The sequence below is a fragment of the Neobacillus sp. C211 genome (assembly GCF_051842875.1).
Classification (GTDB): Bacteria; Bacillota; Bacilli; order Bacillales; family Cytobacillaceae; genus Neobacillus.
Genome location: NZ_JBPXRO010000003.1, coordinates 207,197 through 225,061, shown reverse-complemented (window position 1 = coordinate 225,061; position 17,865 = coordinate 207,197). Strand labels below are relative to the sequence as shown.

Annotated in this window: 20 protein-coding genes; 10 read left to right on the top strand and 10 right to left on the bottom strand. The window is 38.9% G+C overall.

The features are described 5' to 3' along the window. Positions 1–25: 25 nt before the first annotated feature. The 3 genes from ACSU6B_RS04715 to ACSU6B_RS04705 are packed head-to-tail and all read left to right on the top strand — an operon-like array spanning position 26 to position 3,672. The gene (locus ACSU6B_RS04715) at positions 26–2,344 is read left to right on the top strand and encodes a xanthine dehydrogenase family protein molybdopterin-binding subunit (protein ID WP_410883161.1); all 2,319 of its coding nucleotides are present in this window, start codon (positions 26–28) and stop codon (positions 2,342–2,344) included. Beyond that, positions 2,344–3,177 (top strand): FAD binding domain-containing protein, encoded by an 834-nt coding sequence (locus ACSU6B_RS04710; protein WP_410883159.1) that lies wholly within the window; start codon positions 2,344–2,346, stop codon positions 3,175–3,177. Before ACSU6B_RS04715 ends, ACSU6B_RS04710 begins: the two co-directional genes overlap by 1 nt. A gap of 60 nt (positions 3,178–3,237) precedes the next feature. Then, on the top strand, positions 3,238–3,672 hold the full coding sequence (locus tag ACSU6B_RS04705; RefSeq protein ID WP_215002067.1) for a (2Fe-2S)-binding protein: 435 nt from the start codon (positions 3,238–3,240) through the stop codon (positions 3,670–3,672). Positions 3,673–3,709: 37 nt separating this feature from the next. Here the strand turns inward: ACSU6B_RS04705 and ACSU6B_RS04700 are convergent, their stop codons facing one another. After that, positions 3,710–5,797: a peptidoglycan D,D-transpeptidase FtsI family protein gene (locus ACSU6B_RS04700; RefSeq protein ID WP_410883157.1), complete on the bottom strand. Its 2,088-nt coding sequence runs from the start codon at positions 5,795–5,797 to the stop codon at positions 3,710–3,712. Positions 5,798–6,078: 281 nt separating this feature from the next. On the opposite strand from ACSU6B_RS04700, the gene ACSU6B_RS04695 reads away from it, so the two are divergent. The 4 genes from ACSU6B_RS04695 (at position 6,079) to pssA (ending at position 10,280) form a co-directional block, all read left to right on the top strand. Continuing rightward, positions 6,079–7,611 (top strand): carboxypeptidase M32, encoded by a 1,533-nt coding sequence (locus tag ACSU6B_RS04695; RefSeq protein WP_410883155.1) that lies wholly within the window; start codon positions 6,079–6,081, stop codon positions 7,609–7,611. A gap of 295 nt (positions 7,612–7,906) precedes the next feature. Beyond that, positions 7,907–8,695 carry a TerC family protein gene (locus tag ACSU6B_RS04690; protein WP_410883153.1) on the top strand — a complete coding sequence of 263 codons (789 nt, stop codon included), beginning with the start codon at positions 7,907–7,909 and terminating at the stop codon, positions 8,693–8,695. 192 nt (positions 8,696–8,887) lie between these two features. Beyond that, positions 8,888–9,559, top strand: a complete 672-nt coding sequence (locus ACSU6B_RS04685; RefSeq protein ID WP_410883151.1) for a phosphatase PAP2 family protein — start codon at positions 8,888–8,890, stop codon at positions 9,557–9,559. Between the two features lie 94 nt (positions 9,560–9,653). Continuing rightward, positions 9,654–10,280 carry a CDP-diacylglycerol--serine O-phosphatidyltransferase gene (gene pssA / locus ACSU6B_RS04680; RefSeq protein WP_410883149.1) on the top strand — a complete coding sequence of 209 codons (627 nt, stop codon included), beginning with the start codon at positions 9,654–9,656 and terminating at the stop codon, positions 10,278–10,280. Between the two features lie 66 nt (positions 10,281–10,346). Here pssA and qoxD read toward each other — a convergent pair whose 3' ends face one another. From qoxD to qoxA, 4 genes are read right to left on the bottom strand one after another with little or no spacing between them, the layout of a single operon-like run. Continuing rightward, a complete protein-coding gene (gene qoxD, locus ACSU6B_RS04675; RefSeq protein ID WP_410883147.1) occupies positions 10,347–10,640 on the bottom strand; it encodes a cytochrome aa3 quinol oxidase subunit IV in 294 nt (97 codons plus the stop codon). After that, positions 10,641–11,246, bottom strand: coding sequence for a cytochrome aa3 quinol oxidase subunit III (qoxC, locus tag ACSU6B_RS04670; protein ID WP_410883145.1), 606 nt, complete (start codon positions 11,244–11,246; stop codon positions 10,641–10,643). Continuing rightward, positions 11,236–13,212 (bottom strand): cytochrome aa3 quinol oxidase subunit I, encoded by a 1,977-nt coding sequence (gene qoxB / locus ACSU6B_RS04665; protein ID WP_410883143.1) that lies wholly within the window; start codon positions 13,210–13,212, stop codon positions 11,236–11,238. Before qoxB ends, qoxC begins: the two co-directional genes overlap by 11 nt. After that, entirely contained in the window at positions 13,202–14,164 is a 963-nt protein-coding gene (qoxA, locus tag ACSU6B_RS04660) for a cytochrome aa3 quinol oxidase subunit II (protein WP_215001769.1), read from the bottom strand. The genes qoxB and qoxA overlap by 11 nt, the downstream gene beginning before the upstream one ends. A 374-nt stretch (positions 14,165–14,538) precedes the next feature. Here qoxA and ACSU6B_RS04655 point away from each other — a divergent pair, with 374 nt between their 5' ends. Next, positions 14,539–14,841, top strand: coding sequence for an iron-sulfur cluster assembly accessory protein (locus ACSU6B_RS04655; RefSeq protein ID WP_215001771.1), 303 nt, complete (start codon positions 14,539–14,541; stop codon positions 14,839–14,841). A gap of 72 nt (positions 14,842–14,913) precedes the next feature. On the opposite strand, the gene ACSU6B_RS04650 is transcribed toward ACSU6B_RS04655, so the two are convergent. Genes ACSU6B_RS04650 through ACSU6B_RS04640 form a run of 3 tightly spaced genes read right to left on the bottom strand, consistent with a single transcriptional unit; the run spans position 14,914 to position 15,869 of the window. Beyond that, positions 14,914–15,327 carry an Hsp20/alpha crystallin family protein gene (locus tag ACSU6B_RS04650; protein ID WP_215001773.1) on the bottom strand — a complete coding sequence of 138 codons (414 nt, stop codon included), beginning with the start codon at positions 15,325–15,327 and terminating at the stop codon, positions 14,914–14,916. A gap of 12 nt (positions 15,328–15,339) precedes the next feature. Further along, a complete protein-coding gene (locus ACSU6B_RS04645; RefSeq protein WP_215001775.1) occupies positions 15,340–15,582 on the bottom strand; it encodes a spore germination protein in 243 nt (80 codons plus the stop codon). Between the two features lie 20 nt (positions 15,583–15,602). Continuing rightward, positions 15,603–15,869: a spore germination protein gene (locus ACSU6B_RS04640; RefSeq protein ID WP_215001777.1), complete on the bottom strand. Its 267-nt coding sequence runs from the start codon at positions 15,867–15,869 to the stop codon at positions 15,603–15,605. Between the two features lie 218 nt (positions 15,870–16,087). Between ACSU6B_RS04640 and ACSU6B_RS04635 the strand changes: the two genes are divergently transcribed. Both ACSU6B_RS04635 and ACSU6B_RS04630 read left to right on the top strand, forming a co-directional pair. Beyond that, positions 16,088–16,843: a Cof-type HAD-IIB family hydrolase gene (locus tag ACSU6B_RS04635; protein WP_410883140.1), complete on the top strand. Its 756-nt coding sequence runs from the start codon at positions 16,088–16,090 to the stop codon at positions 16,841–16,843. 129 nt (positions 16,844–16,972) lie between these two features. Next, positions 16,973–17,173, top strand: coding sequence for a cold-shock protein (locus tag ACSU6B_RS04630; RefSeq protein ID WP_215001781.1), 201 nt, complete (start codon positions 16,973–16,975; stop codon positions 17,171–17,173). 212 nt (positions 17,174–17,385) lie between these two features. Here the strand turns inward: ACSU6B_RS04630 and ACSU6B_RS04625 are convergent, their stop codons facing one another. Then, positions 17,386–17,583, bottom strand: coding sequence for a YwbE family protein (locus tag ACSU6B_RS04625; RefSeq protein WP_215001783.1), 198 nt, complete (start codon positions 17,581–17,583; stop codon positions 17,386–17,388). Beyond that, entirely contained in the window at positions 17,576–17,779 is a 204-nt protein-coding gene (locus tag ACSU6B_RS04620; RefSeq protein ID WP_215001785.1) for a hypothetical protein, read from the bottom strand. Before ACSU6B_RS04620 ends, ACSU6B_RS04625 begins: the two co-directional genes overlap by 8 nt. Positions 17,780–17,865 lie beyond the last annotated feature (86 nt).

Genomic DNA, 17,865 nt, shown 5'->3' with positions numbered 1-17,865 from the left:
CTTATACATGGGGGGAGGCCAGGATTTGGAGGTTATTGGGAAAAGTGTCATTCGCAAAGAGGCGTTTGATAAGGTGTCTGGAAGGGCGAAATATACTCATGACTATCATACGATTCCGATGCTGTCTGGCAAAATGGTCATTAGTCCTTATGGCCATGCCAAAATTGTGAAAATAGACACAACGGAGGCTTCAAAGATTCCCGGGGTAAGGGCAATCCTCGCTGGGAAGCACTATCCATTAACAGGGGAAGCAATCCGAGATCGACCTCCAATCGCAGTTGACAAGGTTCGTTATCATGGGGAAACGGTTGCGCTTGTTGTTGCCGATTCACCTGCGCAGGCTAAAATGGCTGCTGATCTTATTAAGGTCCAATATGAATTGCTGCCGGTGGTTAATTCACCGTCACAAGCGTTTGAAAAAGGGGCACCATTAGTCCATGAACGATTAGGTGATTATAAAAAAGAAGAAGATTCTCACCCGGTGCCTGACACCAATATTGCTACCCATATTAAAATCCGCAAGGGCAATAGGGAAAAGGGCTGGAGCGAAAGTGAAACAGTGGTGGAAGCGAGTTTTTCCTTTTCCCCTTCTGATCATGTCGCAATGGAAACTAGATGTTCGTCTGCTGAGATATTACCTGAGGGGACTATCATTATTACCACTTCATCACAAGCACCTTTTATGACCAAAAGGCTTATCGCTGATTACTTTGGTGAGGATATGGGGAAAATTATTGTCCGTACTCCACTCGTAGGTGGAGCCTATGGCGGGAAGGCAGCCGTACAGCTTGAAGTTTTGGCCTATCTAGCTTCAAAGGCAGTTGGCGGAAAACCAGTAGAGATATTGAATACGAGAGAAGAAGATATATTAACCTCTCCCTGTCACATAGGTTTAGATGCAAAAGTTAAACTTGGAGCAGACAGTAGTGGCAAAATTAAAGCAGCAGACATTCGCTTTTTGTGGGATGGCGGGGCCTATTCTGATAAAGCAATTGATCTAACAAGAGCAGGTGCAGCCGATTGCACTGGTCCGTATAATATTGAAAATGTCTGGTGCGATTCGTACTGCATGTATACGAACCACCCCTATGCAGCCCCATTTAGAGGATTTAGTCATTCGGAACTTTCCTTTGCCATTGAGCGGACAGTGGATTTACTGGCGCAAAAATTAAAGATAGACCCGCTGGAACTACGCAAAATTAATGCCATAAAACCGGGGAATACCACCCCTACAAGGGTCCGCCTAAATAAAAGTAATGTAGGTAACTTATCAAAATGTATTGAGCGAGTTAGAGATTTAATGAAATGGGACGAAGGTCCAATCAAAGAAATAAGTGAACGGATGATCAGGGTAAAAGGAGTTAGCTGCAGCTGGAAAACATCGACCATTGATCCCAACGCACCATCGGGGGTCATTCTAACGTTTAATCGTGACGGTAGTATTAATTTGCTATCCGGTGTGATTGAAATTGGAACAGGGACGAAGACAGTCCTTGCTCAAATGCTTGCTGAAAGGCTGAAAATGGATGTTGATAAAATTTATGTACGTATGGAAGTAGATACTCAAACAACACCAGAGCATTGGAAAACAGTCGCCAGCAGGGGAACATTTATGGCGGGTAGAGCTCTATTGGAGGCAGCAGAGGATATCATTATCCAATTGAAAGATATCGCATCAACGGTCTTAAGGGCACCAATAGAAGATCTTGTAGTAGCAAATAGTCGAGTCTATTTACGGGATGACCCATCAATCGGAGTCCCTTTTAAAGATATTTGCTATGGATATCAATATCCAAATGGTAATTCTATTGGTGGACAAATAATAGGTCGTGGTAATTATATTTTGCGGCATCTAACCCATTTAGATCCTGAGACTGGGGCTGGAAAACCGGGACCCGAATGGACGGTAGCAGCCTATGGAGTGGAAATCGAGTTGGATAAAAGGGATCTTACCTATCGGCTGCTGAAGGCTTGTACCGTTGTTGATCTTGGCAGAGTCTTAAATGAAAAAGCAGCCTTGGGTCAGGTTATGGGTGCCATGAGCATGGGATTGGCCTTTGCAGGAAGGGAAACGTTTTATTTTGACGAGCTTGGCAGGGTTCTGAATCCCCAACTTCGAACGTATCGGCCACTTCGCTACGGAGAGAATCCAGAATATTTAGTAGAATTTGTGGAAACGCCGCTGCTGGATGGTCCCTATGGGGCCCGTGGCGTTGGAGAGCATGGTCTTATGGGCATGCCTGCTGCACTCGGGAATGCTTTGTCGACAGCGGCAGGAGTTTCGCTCCACCATTTGCCGCTCATTCCAGAGTTGATTTGGAAAGCAAAGGAGGCGCAAAAATAATGCTTCCCTTTGATTTTGATTATTATAAGCCGGCCACATTGAAAGAAGCAGCCGATTTACATCACTATTTAGATCAGCAGGGCAAGCAGCCGATGTTCTTTTCGGGAGGAACCGAATTAATTACACTTGGAAGAATAGATTTAGCCTATACCGAAGCTGTTATTGATATCAAGGATATCCCCGAATGTAATGCAATGCAGGAAAGTGGTGAGCATTTGCTGCTTGGCAGTACCCTCTCACTTACAAAAATAGAAGAAGCAAATCTTTTCCCATTATTAACGAAAACTGCCAGTCAAGTCGCTGATCATACGGCTCGAGGGAAGATTTCTTTAGGCGGGAATATCTGTGCTCGAATTTTTTACCGGGAAGCTGTTTTGCCATTTTTACTTTCTGATAGCCAAGTTTTAATTGTCGGTCCAGAAGGAAAAAAGATGGTGCCAATTAATGAGATATTTTTAGAAAAGCTTCAACTGAAAAAAGGGGAATTTCTCGTTCAATTAGTAACAGAAACACGGTTTATCAAAGCACCGTTCTTTAGTTTCAAGCGTCGTCAGCAGTGGGATACGGGCTACCCATTGATCACGGTAGCGGCATTAAAAATAGGTCAGGAAGTACGTGTCGCAATCAGTGGCTTTTGCCCTTTTCCATTTCGGTCAAAGGAACTTGAAGCTTCGTTAAATAAAAGAGATCTGCCAGTAGTTTCAAGGATTGATGAGGGGCTTTCCAAGTTACCAAAGCCTATTTTAGATGATGTAGAAGGGTCAGCAAAATATAGGCTATTTGTTTTGCGGAATCTATTGATGGATGTGTTAGCAGTTTTGGATGGAACTTGAAGTCAGATTCATAAAATAAAAAAAGGAGGGGAGAGTAACTTGAAATCTCACATAATTACGATGAATATAAATGGAGAAAATCGAAGTGTAACCGTTCGGTCTGCCGATACACTTTTATATGCGATCCGGGATAAACTTGGTTTGACAGGTGCAAAACCGGGCTGTTTAAACGGAGATTGCGGCGCATGTACAGTTAATGTGGAAGGTTGGCCGATGAAGTCCTGTTTAATGCTTGCTGTTGAAGCGGTGGGAAAAAAAGTAACAACTATTGAGGGGTTGGAGAATACACCCATCCAGCGTGCTTTTGTGGAAAACTTTGCTTTTCAATGCGGTTACTGCACCCCCGGATTTATTATGAATTGCCATTCGTTAATACTAAAGCATCCAGAAGCAGATGATCAAATGATTAAAGAATGGCTGGAGTCGAATATCTGCAGATGTACCGGCTATGCTGAAATTGAAAGGGCATTGAAATCAGTGCTCAAGAAGAAGTGACAAAAAGGAGAACGATCTAACGAAAAAGGATGCCATTTTATGGCACCCTCGACCATGATTTATTTTTTTTTATTTCAAAATAGGTGTCCAGTACACGGCGGCCAATTTTCAGGTTTGCTCGGTTGTCTTTTTTTCCCTGATATGCCCATGGAACAATAACGGCCATGGCGATTTCTGGATTCGAACTAGGGGCGTAGCTAATCAGGCTTAGGTTCATTACTGGAGGAGGTTCCTTACCAAACCTATATCGCTCCGGTCCGTCATAAAAGGCTTCAGCTGTACCTGTTTTACCAGCAGGTGAGTAGGGTGCAGTGCTGAAGTACTTATAGGCCGTACCTCCACGTTCTTGCATGACCTTTTTAAAACCTAATCGGACACGGTACATCCAATCTGGTTTCACATCAATCGTGTTAAGGACGGTTGGAGAGATTTCTTGTATAACAGGACCTAGTTCATCTTTCCCTTCCTGTGGTTCGAGCATTTGTTTGACCACATGGGGCTGCATTCGATATCCACCATTCGCAATTGTTGAAACATATTGTGCCAACTGCATGGCGGAATAGGTATCATATTGTCCAATCACAAGGTCAAGCAAATATCCAGGCAGGTGGCTCTGACCTTTAAATCCAGTTTGTTCATTTGGTAAATCAATTCCAGTTCTTGATCCAAGACCAAACGAAGCAAATGAGTTTCTAATCGTGTCAAAAGCCTTCGCGCTAATATTTAAGGGTTTATCATATTCATAATGCCCTTTTCCAATTCTAATAGCCGTATGAAACATATAAACGTTGGAAGATAATTTTAGGGCATTAATTTCGTTTAATTTACCTAAGTAGGCATATGATTTTTTTAGAGGAGTAGCTTGAATTTTTAAACCTTTATCATCAAAAACAGTCCCGGGGCCAATCGCACCTGTTTTATAACCAGTCAAAATCGTGGCACCCTTGACAGTCGAACCCACGTTATACGTGGTGGTAAAGGTCCCGAGGGCATCATCTTCCATTTCAACGCTGCCAGTTTGTTTGTTCCTGACTATTTTTTTACCTGACATGGCTAAAACTTCACCTGTTTTTGGGTTCATTAAGACAACATAGCCACGGTCAATTAAGAAAGTACCAGGATATCTTTTAGCTGCCCAAAGCTCCTCCTCTATGATCCGATCAACTTTCATTTGCAAATCCATATCAATGCTTAAGACAAGGTCTTTTCCCCTTTTTCCCTTTGATACGGGATGATTTTCAATTATATTGCCTGTTTTATCAGTAACATTTTTTAATTTTGATTTATAGCCGTGAAGAACATCTTCATACTGCCATTCAAGTTGGCTTTTGCCAACACGATCATTACGGCTGTAATCCCGAGCCAAGAAATATTCCAATTGTTCAGCTGGCAGCCCTTCATCTGATTTGGTGACTTTTCCTAACACAGACTTTAAGGTTCCGTCAAAAGCATAGCACCTCTCCCAGTCGGTAGTAGTATCCACCCCTGGAAGGGATTGAAGATTTTCGCTCACAACGGCCAATTCTTTAGCGGTGACCCCTTCATTTTTAATAATTTGTGTTGTAAATTTGTATCCACTATTGAACTCTTTAAAAAGTGCAAGTACCTCAAGTCTATCGTTATCTATTTCCTTTAATTCTTCAGGTGTTATGCGCTCTAATTTTAATTGATAAATATCCCTGTCTGTTAATTTTTTGGCATAAAATAATTCCATTTCATTTTTTGTGATTTTGGCATTAGCACGCTCAGGATTATTCATAATCCAGAAATCAAGTTTATCCCTTTCGGATACCTTGTCTGTTTTTTTATTGATTAGTTTTGCTAATTTTTCAGCCGTTTCAAGCATTTGTGGTTGGCTAAATCCCTCGTTCGTGTAACTGATCGCATTCTTTGGGACATTATCAACGATGATTCTGTAATCTCGATCAAGTATTTTTCCTCTTGGGACAGGATTACTGACCGTTACATCTTCTTTTCTTTCTAAATCTCTTTTAAAATTTTCGCCATACACGATTTGCACAAAGCCAAGCCGGAGGATTAAAACAGAAAATAGTAAAAAAACACTAAAAAAAATGATATTTAAACGAAAGGGGAAGTGTGACTTCTTCTTTTTCTGTTTATCCAAATTGCCTGCACATCCCTTTTACAGAACAAAAATGTTTACATATATATCCTGCCCATTTGTAAATAGTGGTATGAAAATTGTTCAAATTCTTTCAAATTCTTTAAGTGATGGGATCATTTATCGACAGTATTTATGTTTCTATGAATTTTTTGTCTATAAAAAAATTTCTAATTTTTTCCCATATTTGAAATTTTAATTTATAATAAATTGGGATATGGTTGTTTTCTTGAACGAACATCTTTAGAAACAGAAAAAGAGATTGATTAGGAGGTCTGTATATTATGGAACAGAAAGTGATCGATCCAGCTGTAAAAAGGGCAATAGCTCAATTTAAGGGTTTGGATGAAAAAATCACACATTTTTCAAGTATCATCGGTTTGGCTGATTGGGATCAAAAGGTCATGGCACCGAAAAAAGGGAGAAGTATCTTTGCCAAGGCAACTGGCACACTAAGGACGGAAATTTTTAAACTCTCTGTCTCTCAGGAAATGGGCGACTTGCTAGCTGAACTAACTCTTCCTGACAACTTTGATTTATTAGATGAAGTAACAAAAGCAAAAGTTAGAGAATATAGAGCGTACTACCAAAAATCGAAGAGCATTCCTGCTGACCTTTTTCAAGAATATAGCATTCTAACAGCACAGGCAAATGATGCCTGGGAAGAGGCTAGGGAAAACAATGATTTTGCCTGCTTCCTGCCCTATTTAGAAAAAATCGTTGAGTACAAACGAAAATTTGCTGAAATATATGGATATGTTGACCACCCATACGATGCGCTCCTGGATGAATTTGAACCGGGATTAACGGTTAAGAGACTGGACCCGCTATTTGCCAAGTTAAGAGATTCTAGTGTTAGACTATTAGAACGTATTCAACAAAATGGAAACCGGACACAGGCGGAAATTTTTGATCAATCGTTTGCAATTGAAAAACAAAAAGAATTTAATCGCTTTATCTTGCCTATCATTGGTTTTGACCTGGAGGCCGGCAGGTTGGATGAAACAGTCCATCCGTTTGCCCAAACCGTTAATACTGGAGATGTACGGTTAACCACTCGTTATTTAGAAAGAAACGTTCGGTCCGCACTATTCGGTACAATACATGAAGCGGGTCATGGAATCTATGAACAGCATATCAACCCTGATTATGAGGAATCAGTTCTCCAAAGCGGAGCATCTTTCGGAATCCATGAATCGCAATCGAGGTTTTTAGAAAATATGGTCGGCCGCAGCAAGGCTTTCTGGACATACTTTTACCCTAAACTGCAGGAGTATTTTCCGAAACAGCTCGAAACTATTTCTGTGGATGAATTTTATCGGGCGGTTAATACGGTGAAACCCTCATTTATCCGTGTAGAAGCGGATGAGTTAACGTATAATTTGCATATTATGCTTCGTTATGAAATCGAAAAGGCATTAATAAGCGGAGAGATTGAAGCGAAAGACCTTCCGACAGTCTGGAACCAGAAAATGCAGGATTACCTTGGTGTAACACCAAGTTCTGACTCAGAAGGCGTACTCCAAGATGTTCATTGGTCATTTGGCGGTATTGGTTATTTTCCGTCCTATTCATTAGGAAATCTCTATGCAGCTCAAATTCTGCGTACGATTCAAAAAGACCTTCCTGATTTTTACAGCCATATCGAAAACGGGAGATTTGACCTGATTCAAGATTGGTTAAAAGAAAATATTCATCAGTACGGTAAGCTTTACACCCCAAATGAATTGATTGTAAGGGTAACGGGTGAGGAATTAAACGCCGAATACCTTGTCGAATACCTTGAGAAAAAATATGCAGAGGTTTACGAATTGTAACTATTTAAGTTTATTAAACATGTAAACTCACATTGACAATAAACTTGAATTATATTATAGTATGAGTAATTAAATATTTCCTTTTTAAAGGGGAGTAGCTGCTACAATAAAGTCGTCATTCCGAGAATTCAATTCTCCGGCTTTATTGGCAACATTTGCGTTGTTAGCAAGACCTTTACTTTACTGTAAAGGTCTTTTTGTGTTTTTTTAGGCCTTTACTGTATCCAGTAAAGGCCTATTTTTATGGCGTAAGGGAGTATATTAAAAAAAACAAACTTTTGAGGAGGAAACATTCATGGACTTAACTCTGTTACTCGAATACGGCTGGGTGTTAATGATCTTGGTGGCATTAGAAGGTCTGTTAGCTGCAGACAACGCTTTAGTACTCGCAATTATGGTTAAGCAATTACCCGAGGAAAAACGTAAGAAGGCCTTATTTTATGGTTTAGCCGGAGCCTTTGTGTTCCGCTTTGCTTCCTTGTTCGTGATTTCATTTCTTGTTGATGTATGGCAGGTTCAAGCAATTGGGGCTCTTTATTTACTGTTTATGGCTGGAAATCATATATTCCGTAAGGTAATCAAAGGGAAGGCAGCAGAGGATAAAGAGGAGAAGGAAGAATCAAAAAAAAGCAGCTTTTGGATGACTGTATTAAAAGTCGAAGTGGCTGACATTGCTTTTGCGGTTGATTCGATTCTTGCTGCTGTCGCGATGGCGGTTGCTTTACCAGACACTCCACTGCCTAATATCGGCGGTCTGGATGGTGGTAAATTCTTAGTTATTTTCGCCGGCGGGATTATTGGTCTAATTATTATGAGGTTTGCAGCAAATCAGTTTGTAAAACTTTTAGAAAAACGTCCGGGTCTAGAGATTGCAGCCTTTACGATTGTTGGCTGGGTTGGCGTGAAACTTGCAGTTTACACCTTATCACATCCAGCATTGGCTATTTTAAGTGAGGAATTTGCGCATTCAATGGGATGGAAAGTAACCTTTTATGTTGTTTTGGTAGGTATTGCTGCCGCAGGCTGGCTTTTCTCAAAAGACAACAGCACAGAACCAGTAAGAAAAGAACCAGAGACTTTATAATTATTAATTCATTTTAGCCTAATAAAAGGCAGACTAAAAAGTTCTGCCTTTTATTATTATTCCTAACTAAGAAAATGCATTTTTGAGATACTTTTCAAAGTCTCAGTGATAGTATAGACAGTAAAGGCTTAAACTAAGAGCACCTTATTATCGTACAATCACAATTCCAATTTGCCTGAGAGGTTTGAGTTGATGAATTTAAAAACGTATCTTGTTATTGCCTTTAGCATTAGTGCTGTTTCCATAATTGGATTTAGTTTGATATCCTTATTGATAAGTGATCAGAAAATCATCTATTTTGACCGTACGGTAATTGATATGGTCCAAGGGTCTGAAACATTGGTTCTTACAAATGTGATGAAATTTTTTACGTTTATTGGTTCTGCCCCTTTTGTCATTGTTCTTAGTCTTTTTCTGTTATTTTTTCTCTATAAAGTACTTCATCATCGCTTGGAATTAATATTGTTTGCTGCGGCAATCACCGGATCGGCGATATTAAATGGTATCTTAAAGCAGTTTTTTCAAAGAGTCCGTCCTGATTTCCATCGTTTAATTGATATTGAAGGCTATAGTTTTCCAAGTGGACATGCGATGAATGCTTTTACGGTTTATGGTATTCTTTCGTTTTTATTATGGCGTCATATTCCAAGCAGGTTTGGCAGAGGTGTGTTAATCTCCGTAAGCATTATAATGATTTTAGCAATCGGAATCAGCCGAATCTATTTAGGTGTCCATTATCCAAGCGATATAATCGGCGGCTATTTTGCAAGTGGGTTCTGGATTACAACGGCGATTTTGTTTTTTCAATATTACCAAGAGAAACGTTATAATAAGAAGAAACAACGAGAAAAGGGTATTGCATGATTATCTTAATTAGTATGGAGTGATACATATCATCAGAAACAGTATTCCTAATTTATTTACGATTTCTAATTTATTTTTTGGATTTTTATCAATTATGTATTCTGCGCAAGGGGATTACAAAAACGCAGCTATATTAATTTTGATAGGGATGATGCTCGATAGTATGGATGGCCGAATTGCAAGAATGTTACGGGTGGATAGTGAATTGGGGAAAGAATTGGACTCCTTAGCAGATGTGGTTACCTTTGGGGTGGCACCAGCAATGATGGCATATTATTCGTATTTCTCAGAGTTTGGGGTAGCTGGTATGGCCATTTCTGGCCTATTTCCTTTATTCGGTGCCTATCGGTTAGCACGGTTTAATATTAATGCGGTCAAATCATCCAAAAAGTATTTTACTGGTGTCCCAATAACGGCAGCAGGGGGATTGTTAACGCTTCTTACCTTGTTCCACGGGAAAATGCCAGCGATTATCCTTCCTTTTGCCTTTTTTATTCTGTGCTACTTGATGGTTAGTACCATTAAAATTCCTAGCCTAAAGGATATCCCGCTGCCAAAATACGGAATTATCGTCACACTATTTTTGGGATACGCCATATACCTTGTCTTTAAAAAAGAACAGCATCGCTTTCCGTACTTCATATACGTAGCAATACCGCTTTATATAGCTTTTATCGGCTACCAATTAGTTCGGAACAAAAGAAAAAATAGTCCAAAATAAAGAAGGGTGTCAGGCACCATGTGAAATTTTCACATGGTGCCTGACACCCTATTTATATTTCCTTACTTACATTCCAAACGACATGACCCAAATGGATCCAGCAACGGTTACGAAGGCAATGAAGAAGCCGTAGATGACGTTGATGATCTGGGATTTTCCGTCTTCACCTTCGTTCATATGCATGAACATATAAAGTTGAAGAGAAGCCTGGATTACAGCTAAGGAACCTATAATCCAGAGTATTGTTTTAAAAGGAAGATTGGTTTTCAGTGCCACACCAAGTGCAGCAAAGGTTAGCAATAATGACATGATAAAACCTAACACGTGCGTAAGCGGAAACCCTTTTGTATTTTTAGCCATTTATGCCACCATCCTTGCTAAATACACAAATGTGAAAATAAAAATCCATACAAGATCTAAAAAGTGCCAATATAGACCGATAATAAATGTTTTACGGGCAGTAACAGGTGTTAACCCTCTTTTTAAAATTTGGGTAATCACCATAATTGCCCAGCCAATCCCCATGCTTACGTGCAGTCCATGTGTCCCAAGTAATACAAAGAAGCTAGATAGAAAAGCACTAGTTTGCATCGTTGCACCTTCGTGGACATAATGGATGAATTCCGTAATCTCCATGAACACGAAGCCAGCACCAAGTAGAAGGGTAATAATAAACCATAATAATAGACCATTACGGTTATTGCGACGCATCTCATAGATCGCAAGACCGCAAGTAAAACTACTTGTTAATAGCAGTATGGTTTCAATCATCACATCTTTTATTTCAAAAAGGTCTTTTGGTGTAGGACCACCAGCATACCGTGCATTGAGTACAGAAAAGACGGCAAAGAGAGTTCCAAAGAGGACAATCTCAGCTCCTAAGAAAATCCAGAATCCTAGAATATTCATCCGGTTCTGTTCTGTTTGATATTCGAGTGGTAAAGCTGTATTTACATTAGCTGACATGGCTGTTCCCCCCTTTATCGACGTTACGCCACGCTTTTTCCGTTTCCTTTATTTCGTCAACAGTAACATGGAAGCCATCGTTATAATCGAACGAACGAATGATTAATCCAATAATTATTCCAACTGAGGCTACAAGTGCAGCTATTTTCCATTCGAAAACAAGGAAGAATCCTGCGATTCCAAAGATCACTCCCATATAGATTGGCAAGCCGGAATTACTTGGCATATGGATTTCTTTAATTTCGTCGTCTTTCAGGGTCAATCCTTCGTTATTCTTTTTCATATACCAAAAGGTATCAACAGATTTCACTTCTGGTAGTTTTGCAAAATTATAGAATGGAGGCGGTGAAGCAGTAGCCCATTCTAAGGTTCTTGCATTCCAAGGGTCATTTGAAATATTACGGTCCGCATAGCGTGCACTCCAATAAATGTTATAGCAAAGAGCACCAAAGCCGATAGCTAAAATCACTGCGCCAATGGTAGATAACATGAATAATGGTGCATAGCCTGATTCAGCTGAATACGTGTATGAACGGCGGACAGCACCGTCTAAGCCTAGGAAGAACATCGGCATAAACGTTAAGTTAAATCCAATTGTAAAGAACCAGAAATGAATTTTACCGATTTTTTCATTTAGCATATGGCCGAACATTTTTGGCCACCAATAATAAAGACCAGCAAATACCGCAAACACAACACCAGGAATTAACACATAGTGGAAGTGAGCGACAAGGAATAGGGTATTGTGGTATTGATAATCTGCAGCACCCATGGCGAGCATTACCCCTGTTACACCGCCGATGATAAAGCAAGGAATGAACGCAAGCGCCCACAGCATCGCCGTTGTAAACTCGATTCGACCTTTTCTCATCGTGAATAACCAGTTAAACATTTTGACACCCGTTGGAATGGCAATCATCATCGTCGTAATGGAGAAAACAGAGTTAACTCCTGGTCCGGCACCCATAGTAAAGAAGTGGTGAACCCAAACAAGCATACTTAATAACGCAATGCCAACAATGGAGAATACCATTGATTTATATCCAAACAGCATTTTTCTAGAAAAGGTTGAAATAACCTCAGAGAACATCCCAAATGCGGGAAGGACAACAATATATACTTCAGGGTGACCCCATAACCAGAATAAGTTTGCCCACATCATATCCATACCGCCACCACTTAAGGTGAAAAAGTGCGTTCCAAAGATCCGGTCAAAGGTCATCAATGCAAGTGCAACAGTGAAAATTGGAAATGAAGCTACAATAATAACCGATGCAATGAATGAAGTCCAAGTAAACATTGGCATTTTCATTAGTGTCATGCCTTTTGTTCTCATTTTTAAAATAGTGACAATAAAATTAATTCCCGTCATTAGGGTACCAATCCCGGCAATTTGCAGGGCAATAGCGTAATAGTTATTCCCGATTCCAGGAGTAAATTCTTTACCTGCAAGAGGGAAGTAAGCAGTCCATCCGGCATCTGGTGAACCGCCAATAACAAATGAAATATTAAACAACATCGCACCACTAAAGAACAACCAGAAGCTTAACGCGTTAAGTTGAGGGAATGCCACGTCACGGGCACCTATTTGCAACGGGATCACCACGTTCATTAAACCAATTAATAATGGCATCGCTGCAAACAAAATCATGATAACACCATGTGTTGTAAAAATTTCATTGTAATGCTGCGCATCTAAAAATTTCATCTCTGGACGAGAGGTTTGAGCCTTCATTAAAAGACCATCTACGCCTCCCCGGAAAAACATCAGCACACCAGAAAGGATGTACATAATCCCAATCCGTTTATGATCAACCGTTGTCAACCATTCTCTCCACAGCCATTTCCATTTCTTTAAATAGGTAACCCCTGCTACTATTCCTATCATTGTTAATAGAATAGCAATCTGAGAACCTAGTATTAATGGGTTGCCGACGATAAAAAAGTCATGCCAATTAATGCCCATTGTGCTCACCTCCATCTGATTTTTCGCCCATGTCCATAGAATGACCATTTGTTTCTTTCTCTTTAAAAATCTTTCCTTTTACGCCATGTACTTCGTACAATTCAGGATTTGTATAAGTTTTAGAATTCATATCAGCATGGTTTACCCAGGCTAGATGAGTTCCAAGAAATGTTTCACGACCCAAGTGTGTAGGCTTAAGAAGTTGATAGTATTTCTTTTCTGTTAACTTTGGTGCAGTATCTTTGACTTCCTTTACCCATTTTTCAAAGGCCTGCGGGGATTTCGCTTCAACTGTAAATTCCATATCAGCATATCCCTTGCCGTTAAAGTTTGTATTTCTACCTAGAAATTCTCCAGGCTTGTCTGCTGTGAGATACAACTCTGTCTCCATCTTGTTCATGGTATACTTTTGACCACCTAAAGCAGGAACCCAGAAGGATTGCATTGTACCAGCAGAGGTTAACTTAAACTGTACCGGAGTGCCAGCTGGAATATTCACATAGTTCACTGTCTCTATCCCTTGTTCCGGATAGCTAAAAATCCACTTCCAATCAGCTGATGTTACATTAATGGTAATAGGTTTTTTATTTTCATACCCGGCAGGTACTTTCTCTAATTTATAGATTGTTTTAACAGTAGGAATCGTTAAAGCAATGACAATCAGAATAGGAATGACAGTCCAAATAATCTCTAATTTTGTACTGCCGTGTTCTTCAGGCGGTTCGTAATCTGCATTTTCAGGTTTCGCACGATATTTCCAAATGATATATCCAAATAAACCAAATACAACGACGACCACTAGCAGCATAAAAATAAGTGACCAGTTAATCAAATCAAGAATATCACGTGCTGCAGGTCCTTTTGGATCAAACACGACCATATTCGAACAGCCGCTTAAAAGTAGAATCGGTAATAAAGCTAACAGTGGAATTATGTAGCTTTTTTTAGACATGAATATTTCTCCCTTCCATAATGTACACTTTTAAGATTATAATCGTGAAATCATTCACAAACAAGAAAAACTATTTCCTTTCTATTTTTTACTGAAACAAACATGGTTATATTAATTATTATTTAATATTAATTAGTCTTTATGTTTTTTCCTAAGACTTATATTAACAACTTTGCCGTGATGTTAATATAGCTTTTTGAATTAAATTGTGACAAATTTGTTAAGGATTTAATATCCATTATAAGGGGGAATAAGGTAAGTTGATTTTATACAAAAATTTAATTTGTCTTTTGTTGTCACAAACCTTTTAATTGTCTATTTTAGCTAAAAAGTGGGATAATACGAAGGAATACATAGTTAGAGGAGAGTACAAAATGAAGGTAAAAGTTAATCGGAATGCAGCAAAAGCATTGAAGAAAATGATGGAACAAGAAGAGGCACTAGGGAAATTGTTTCGAGTATATGTGACAAGTATCCACGGGGACCACGCCCATTATGATTTAAAGCTTGATACACCAACAGAAAACGATGTAGTGGTTACAAGTGATAAAGAAATTGACTTTATTCTTGATAAAAATGATCCGACCTTAAATAATATCTGGATTCAATATTTCCAATTACCAAAAGAAGAATGGCTAATTACCAACCCAACAATGGGCATACATCATCACCATTAATAAAACAAGAAAAAACGCTTGTGAGTTCACTGCGTTTTTTTTTTGAATATATTCTTTTCTTTCTATTAAAAATTATTCCAACACACTTTTTCGAGGATAGGATATATGAAGTAGTCCATTATAAATTTGTGTTTGCATTAAATGAGCATAAGTTGGTTCTGGAAGTTCAATGACGCGTTCAAAATCACCATAGATTCGCTCTCTTTTCATTCCCATTTCAAATGGTAGAACCGGCTTTATTTTGCCATTAATTTTTAAATGTGTATTTGTGATTAAGTTAATTGAAAGATCTTCTCGATTTACTCCAGGTATTTCAAAAATAATAAAGTAATAATTTTCATTTAGATATATATCAAATTTTGGATTACATACCGCTTCTCTAAAAAATTCATCAGGATGTTTTTGCTTAAGTACGCTAGACCAAAAATTGCTCTCTCTATACTCATTTGTAATCTCTAGCCATTTTCTCATTTTTTCTATATCCATCTTACTACTCCTTTAAAGTTGATTGGCGATAGGCATAGAAGGGTTAGCTATTTGATCTTGATCACTAACATCTGGATCTACATTGCCTGAGTTCATAAGGGAAGATGCCGGTGAAAAATCACCCAAAGAAAAATTTGCACCGACAAATTTACTATTAGCAGTATGGCTGTTATGCACAGTTGGACCTATATCAACATTTCCGTTTTGCGTAGCTCCATTAATCTTAAAATTTAAAATATTTATTTGAAATGGCATATCATATAACCCCTATAATGTTAGATTGGTAGTACAGGTTGAATGGGCTTATTTACATTGGCAACATCAGTAGTTCCAATTGAAGTTTGATCATTGACGTCAGGATCATTTAATAGGTTTTCCATCATTGCCTCAGTCGGTGAAGTGTCTCCATATGAAGCATTAATTCCTTGTGATTTAGTATTGGAAGTGGGACTATTATGAGCTGCTTCCCCTATAGTGATGGAACCATTACCCGAAATACTATTGATTTTTAAATAATATAAATTGATTACAACCGATGGCATCTTTAAACACCTTTCTATCCTTTGGCTTATGGGTACTATATGCAAAAGAGTGCCTATCTGTTACTTTATGATACTCATGTATTATGAATGGATGTAAATTCGCAGGGTTCTTCTTTGTTTAACGTAAATATATTAGTTATACTTAATTGTTTGATTAGTTTTTAGTAATGGTGTTAATCTTATAATGGAAAAAGTTAGAAGGGAGCACGTTAATACATATGGATAATTTTAAAAATGATGTTGAAATCAAATTAGTAGCACTGGATATGGATGGCACACTTTTAAATAATAAAGGCCAGATATCGGAAGCAAATCGGCAGGCAATCAGAGCTGCAAAGGACAAAGGGATTTTTGTCGTTCTAAGTACTGGACGTTCTGTGATTACTAGTCGAGAGCATGCTGATTCATTGGAGCTGAATTCATATTTGGTAACGGTAAATGGAAGTGAAATTTGGGATGAGAAACGGGAGTTAGTGGAAAGGAATTTGGTCAAATCGGATCTGGTTGAGTGGATGTGGGGGTTATCTCAACAGCATAACACAAAATTTTGGGCGATTAGTACCGAGCGTAATTGGCATAATGAAATGCCGGCTGACCTGCATACACTGGAATGGATGAAATTTGGCTTTAACATCGATGATGACGCAACAAGAGCACTAATCTTTAATGAATTACAGGCTAAAGGTGAATTTGAATTAAGCAATTCAACACTGAAGAACATTGAAGTAAATCCATCTGGAATTAATAAAGCGAAAGGACTTGGGATTGTTTGCAGCCGGCTGGGTTTGGATATGAAGAATGTTATGGCCGTCGGCGACAGCCTCAATGATTTAGCGATGATCAAAGCAGCTGGTTTGGGTGTAGCGATGGGAAATGCACAGGATAAGGTAAAGGAGTCCGCGGACTGGATAACAGCAACCAACGAAGAAGATGGTGTGGCGCAAGCTATCCATAAATGGGTGCTTTCAAAATAAAATTTGGACGAAAAAATTTATTTAAGAATTAGTATGGTATATGCAAACAGGAAATGGGTAAAAATAATTAGGCAAGTCAATTGAATTTGCAATTTACATGTAATTGTTACATGCTAGGAGGCTACAAAAATGGAACAAGGTAAAGTAAAATGGTTTAACGGTGAAAAAGGTTTTGGATTCATTGAGCGTGAAGGTGGAGAAGATGTATTTGTTCACTTCTCGGCTATTCAAGGCGAAGGATACAAAACATTAGATGAAGGTCAAGAGGTTACGTTTGAAATTGAAAGTGGTCAACGTGGACCACAAGCAGTAAACGTCCGTAAAGCATAATGACCCGCCGATAAAACAGGCCCAAGCATTTGGGTCTGTTTTTTATTGAAAGACTATGTTAAAGCTCATTGTTGATTTTGGCACATGTTGATTGGAGCGCCTGGAGCGTAAATCAACAAACAAATTAACAAAGACATAAAAAAGACTGCCGGCAAACCCAAGTTTTTCGGATTTGTCGACAGTCTGCCTCTACATAAATGTAGAGGATTGGTTTAACGATTGATTTCCTTGACTCTGCCAACTTGACCATCCGTCAACCGCACTTTAATGCCATGAGGGTGAAAACTTGACTTTGTCAATATATCCTTAACAGTCCCCTCAGTGAGTTTCCCGCTTCTTTGATCTGCTTTTAGGACTATTTTGACTAAAGCCCCTGGGACTATGTCTACTCTATTTTGACCACTAGACACCCATTTTTCTCCGTGAATTACTTACTTTTTTAGTCTGCTGGCTTTGCAGCTTTTTAGTTGCCTGTGAGCTATTCGAGCTTGAATTCCCAGCGGCTGACTTGTTTTTCTTATTTTCCAGCTGTTGTTTCATCGCTTCTTGCAGACTTATTTTCTTCTTCGGTTCTTCCTGTGGATTGGTTTGGTTTGAATCACTCATAAAAAATCCTCCTAATAAAGTGTTAACCACATTATAAGCTATTTTCGTCCAAATAAAAATTTTTTGGACGATATTTCTCATTTTTG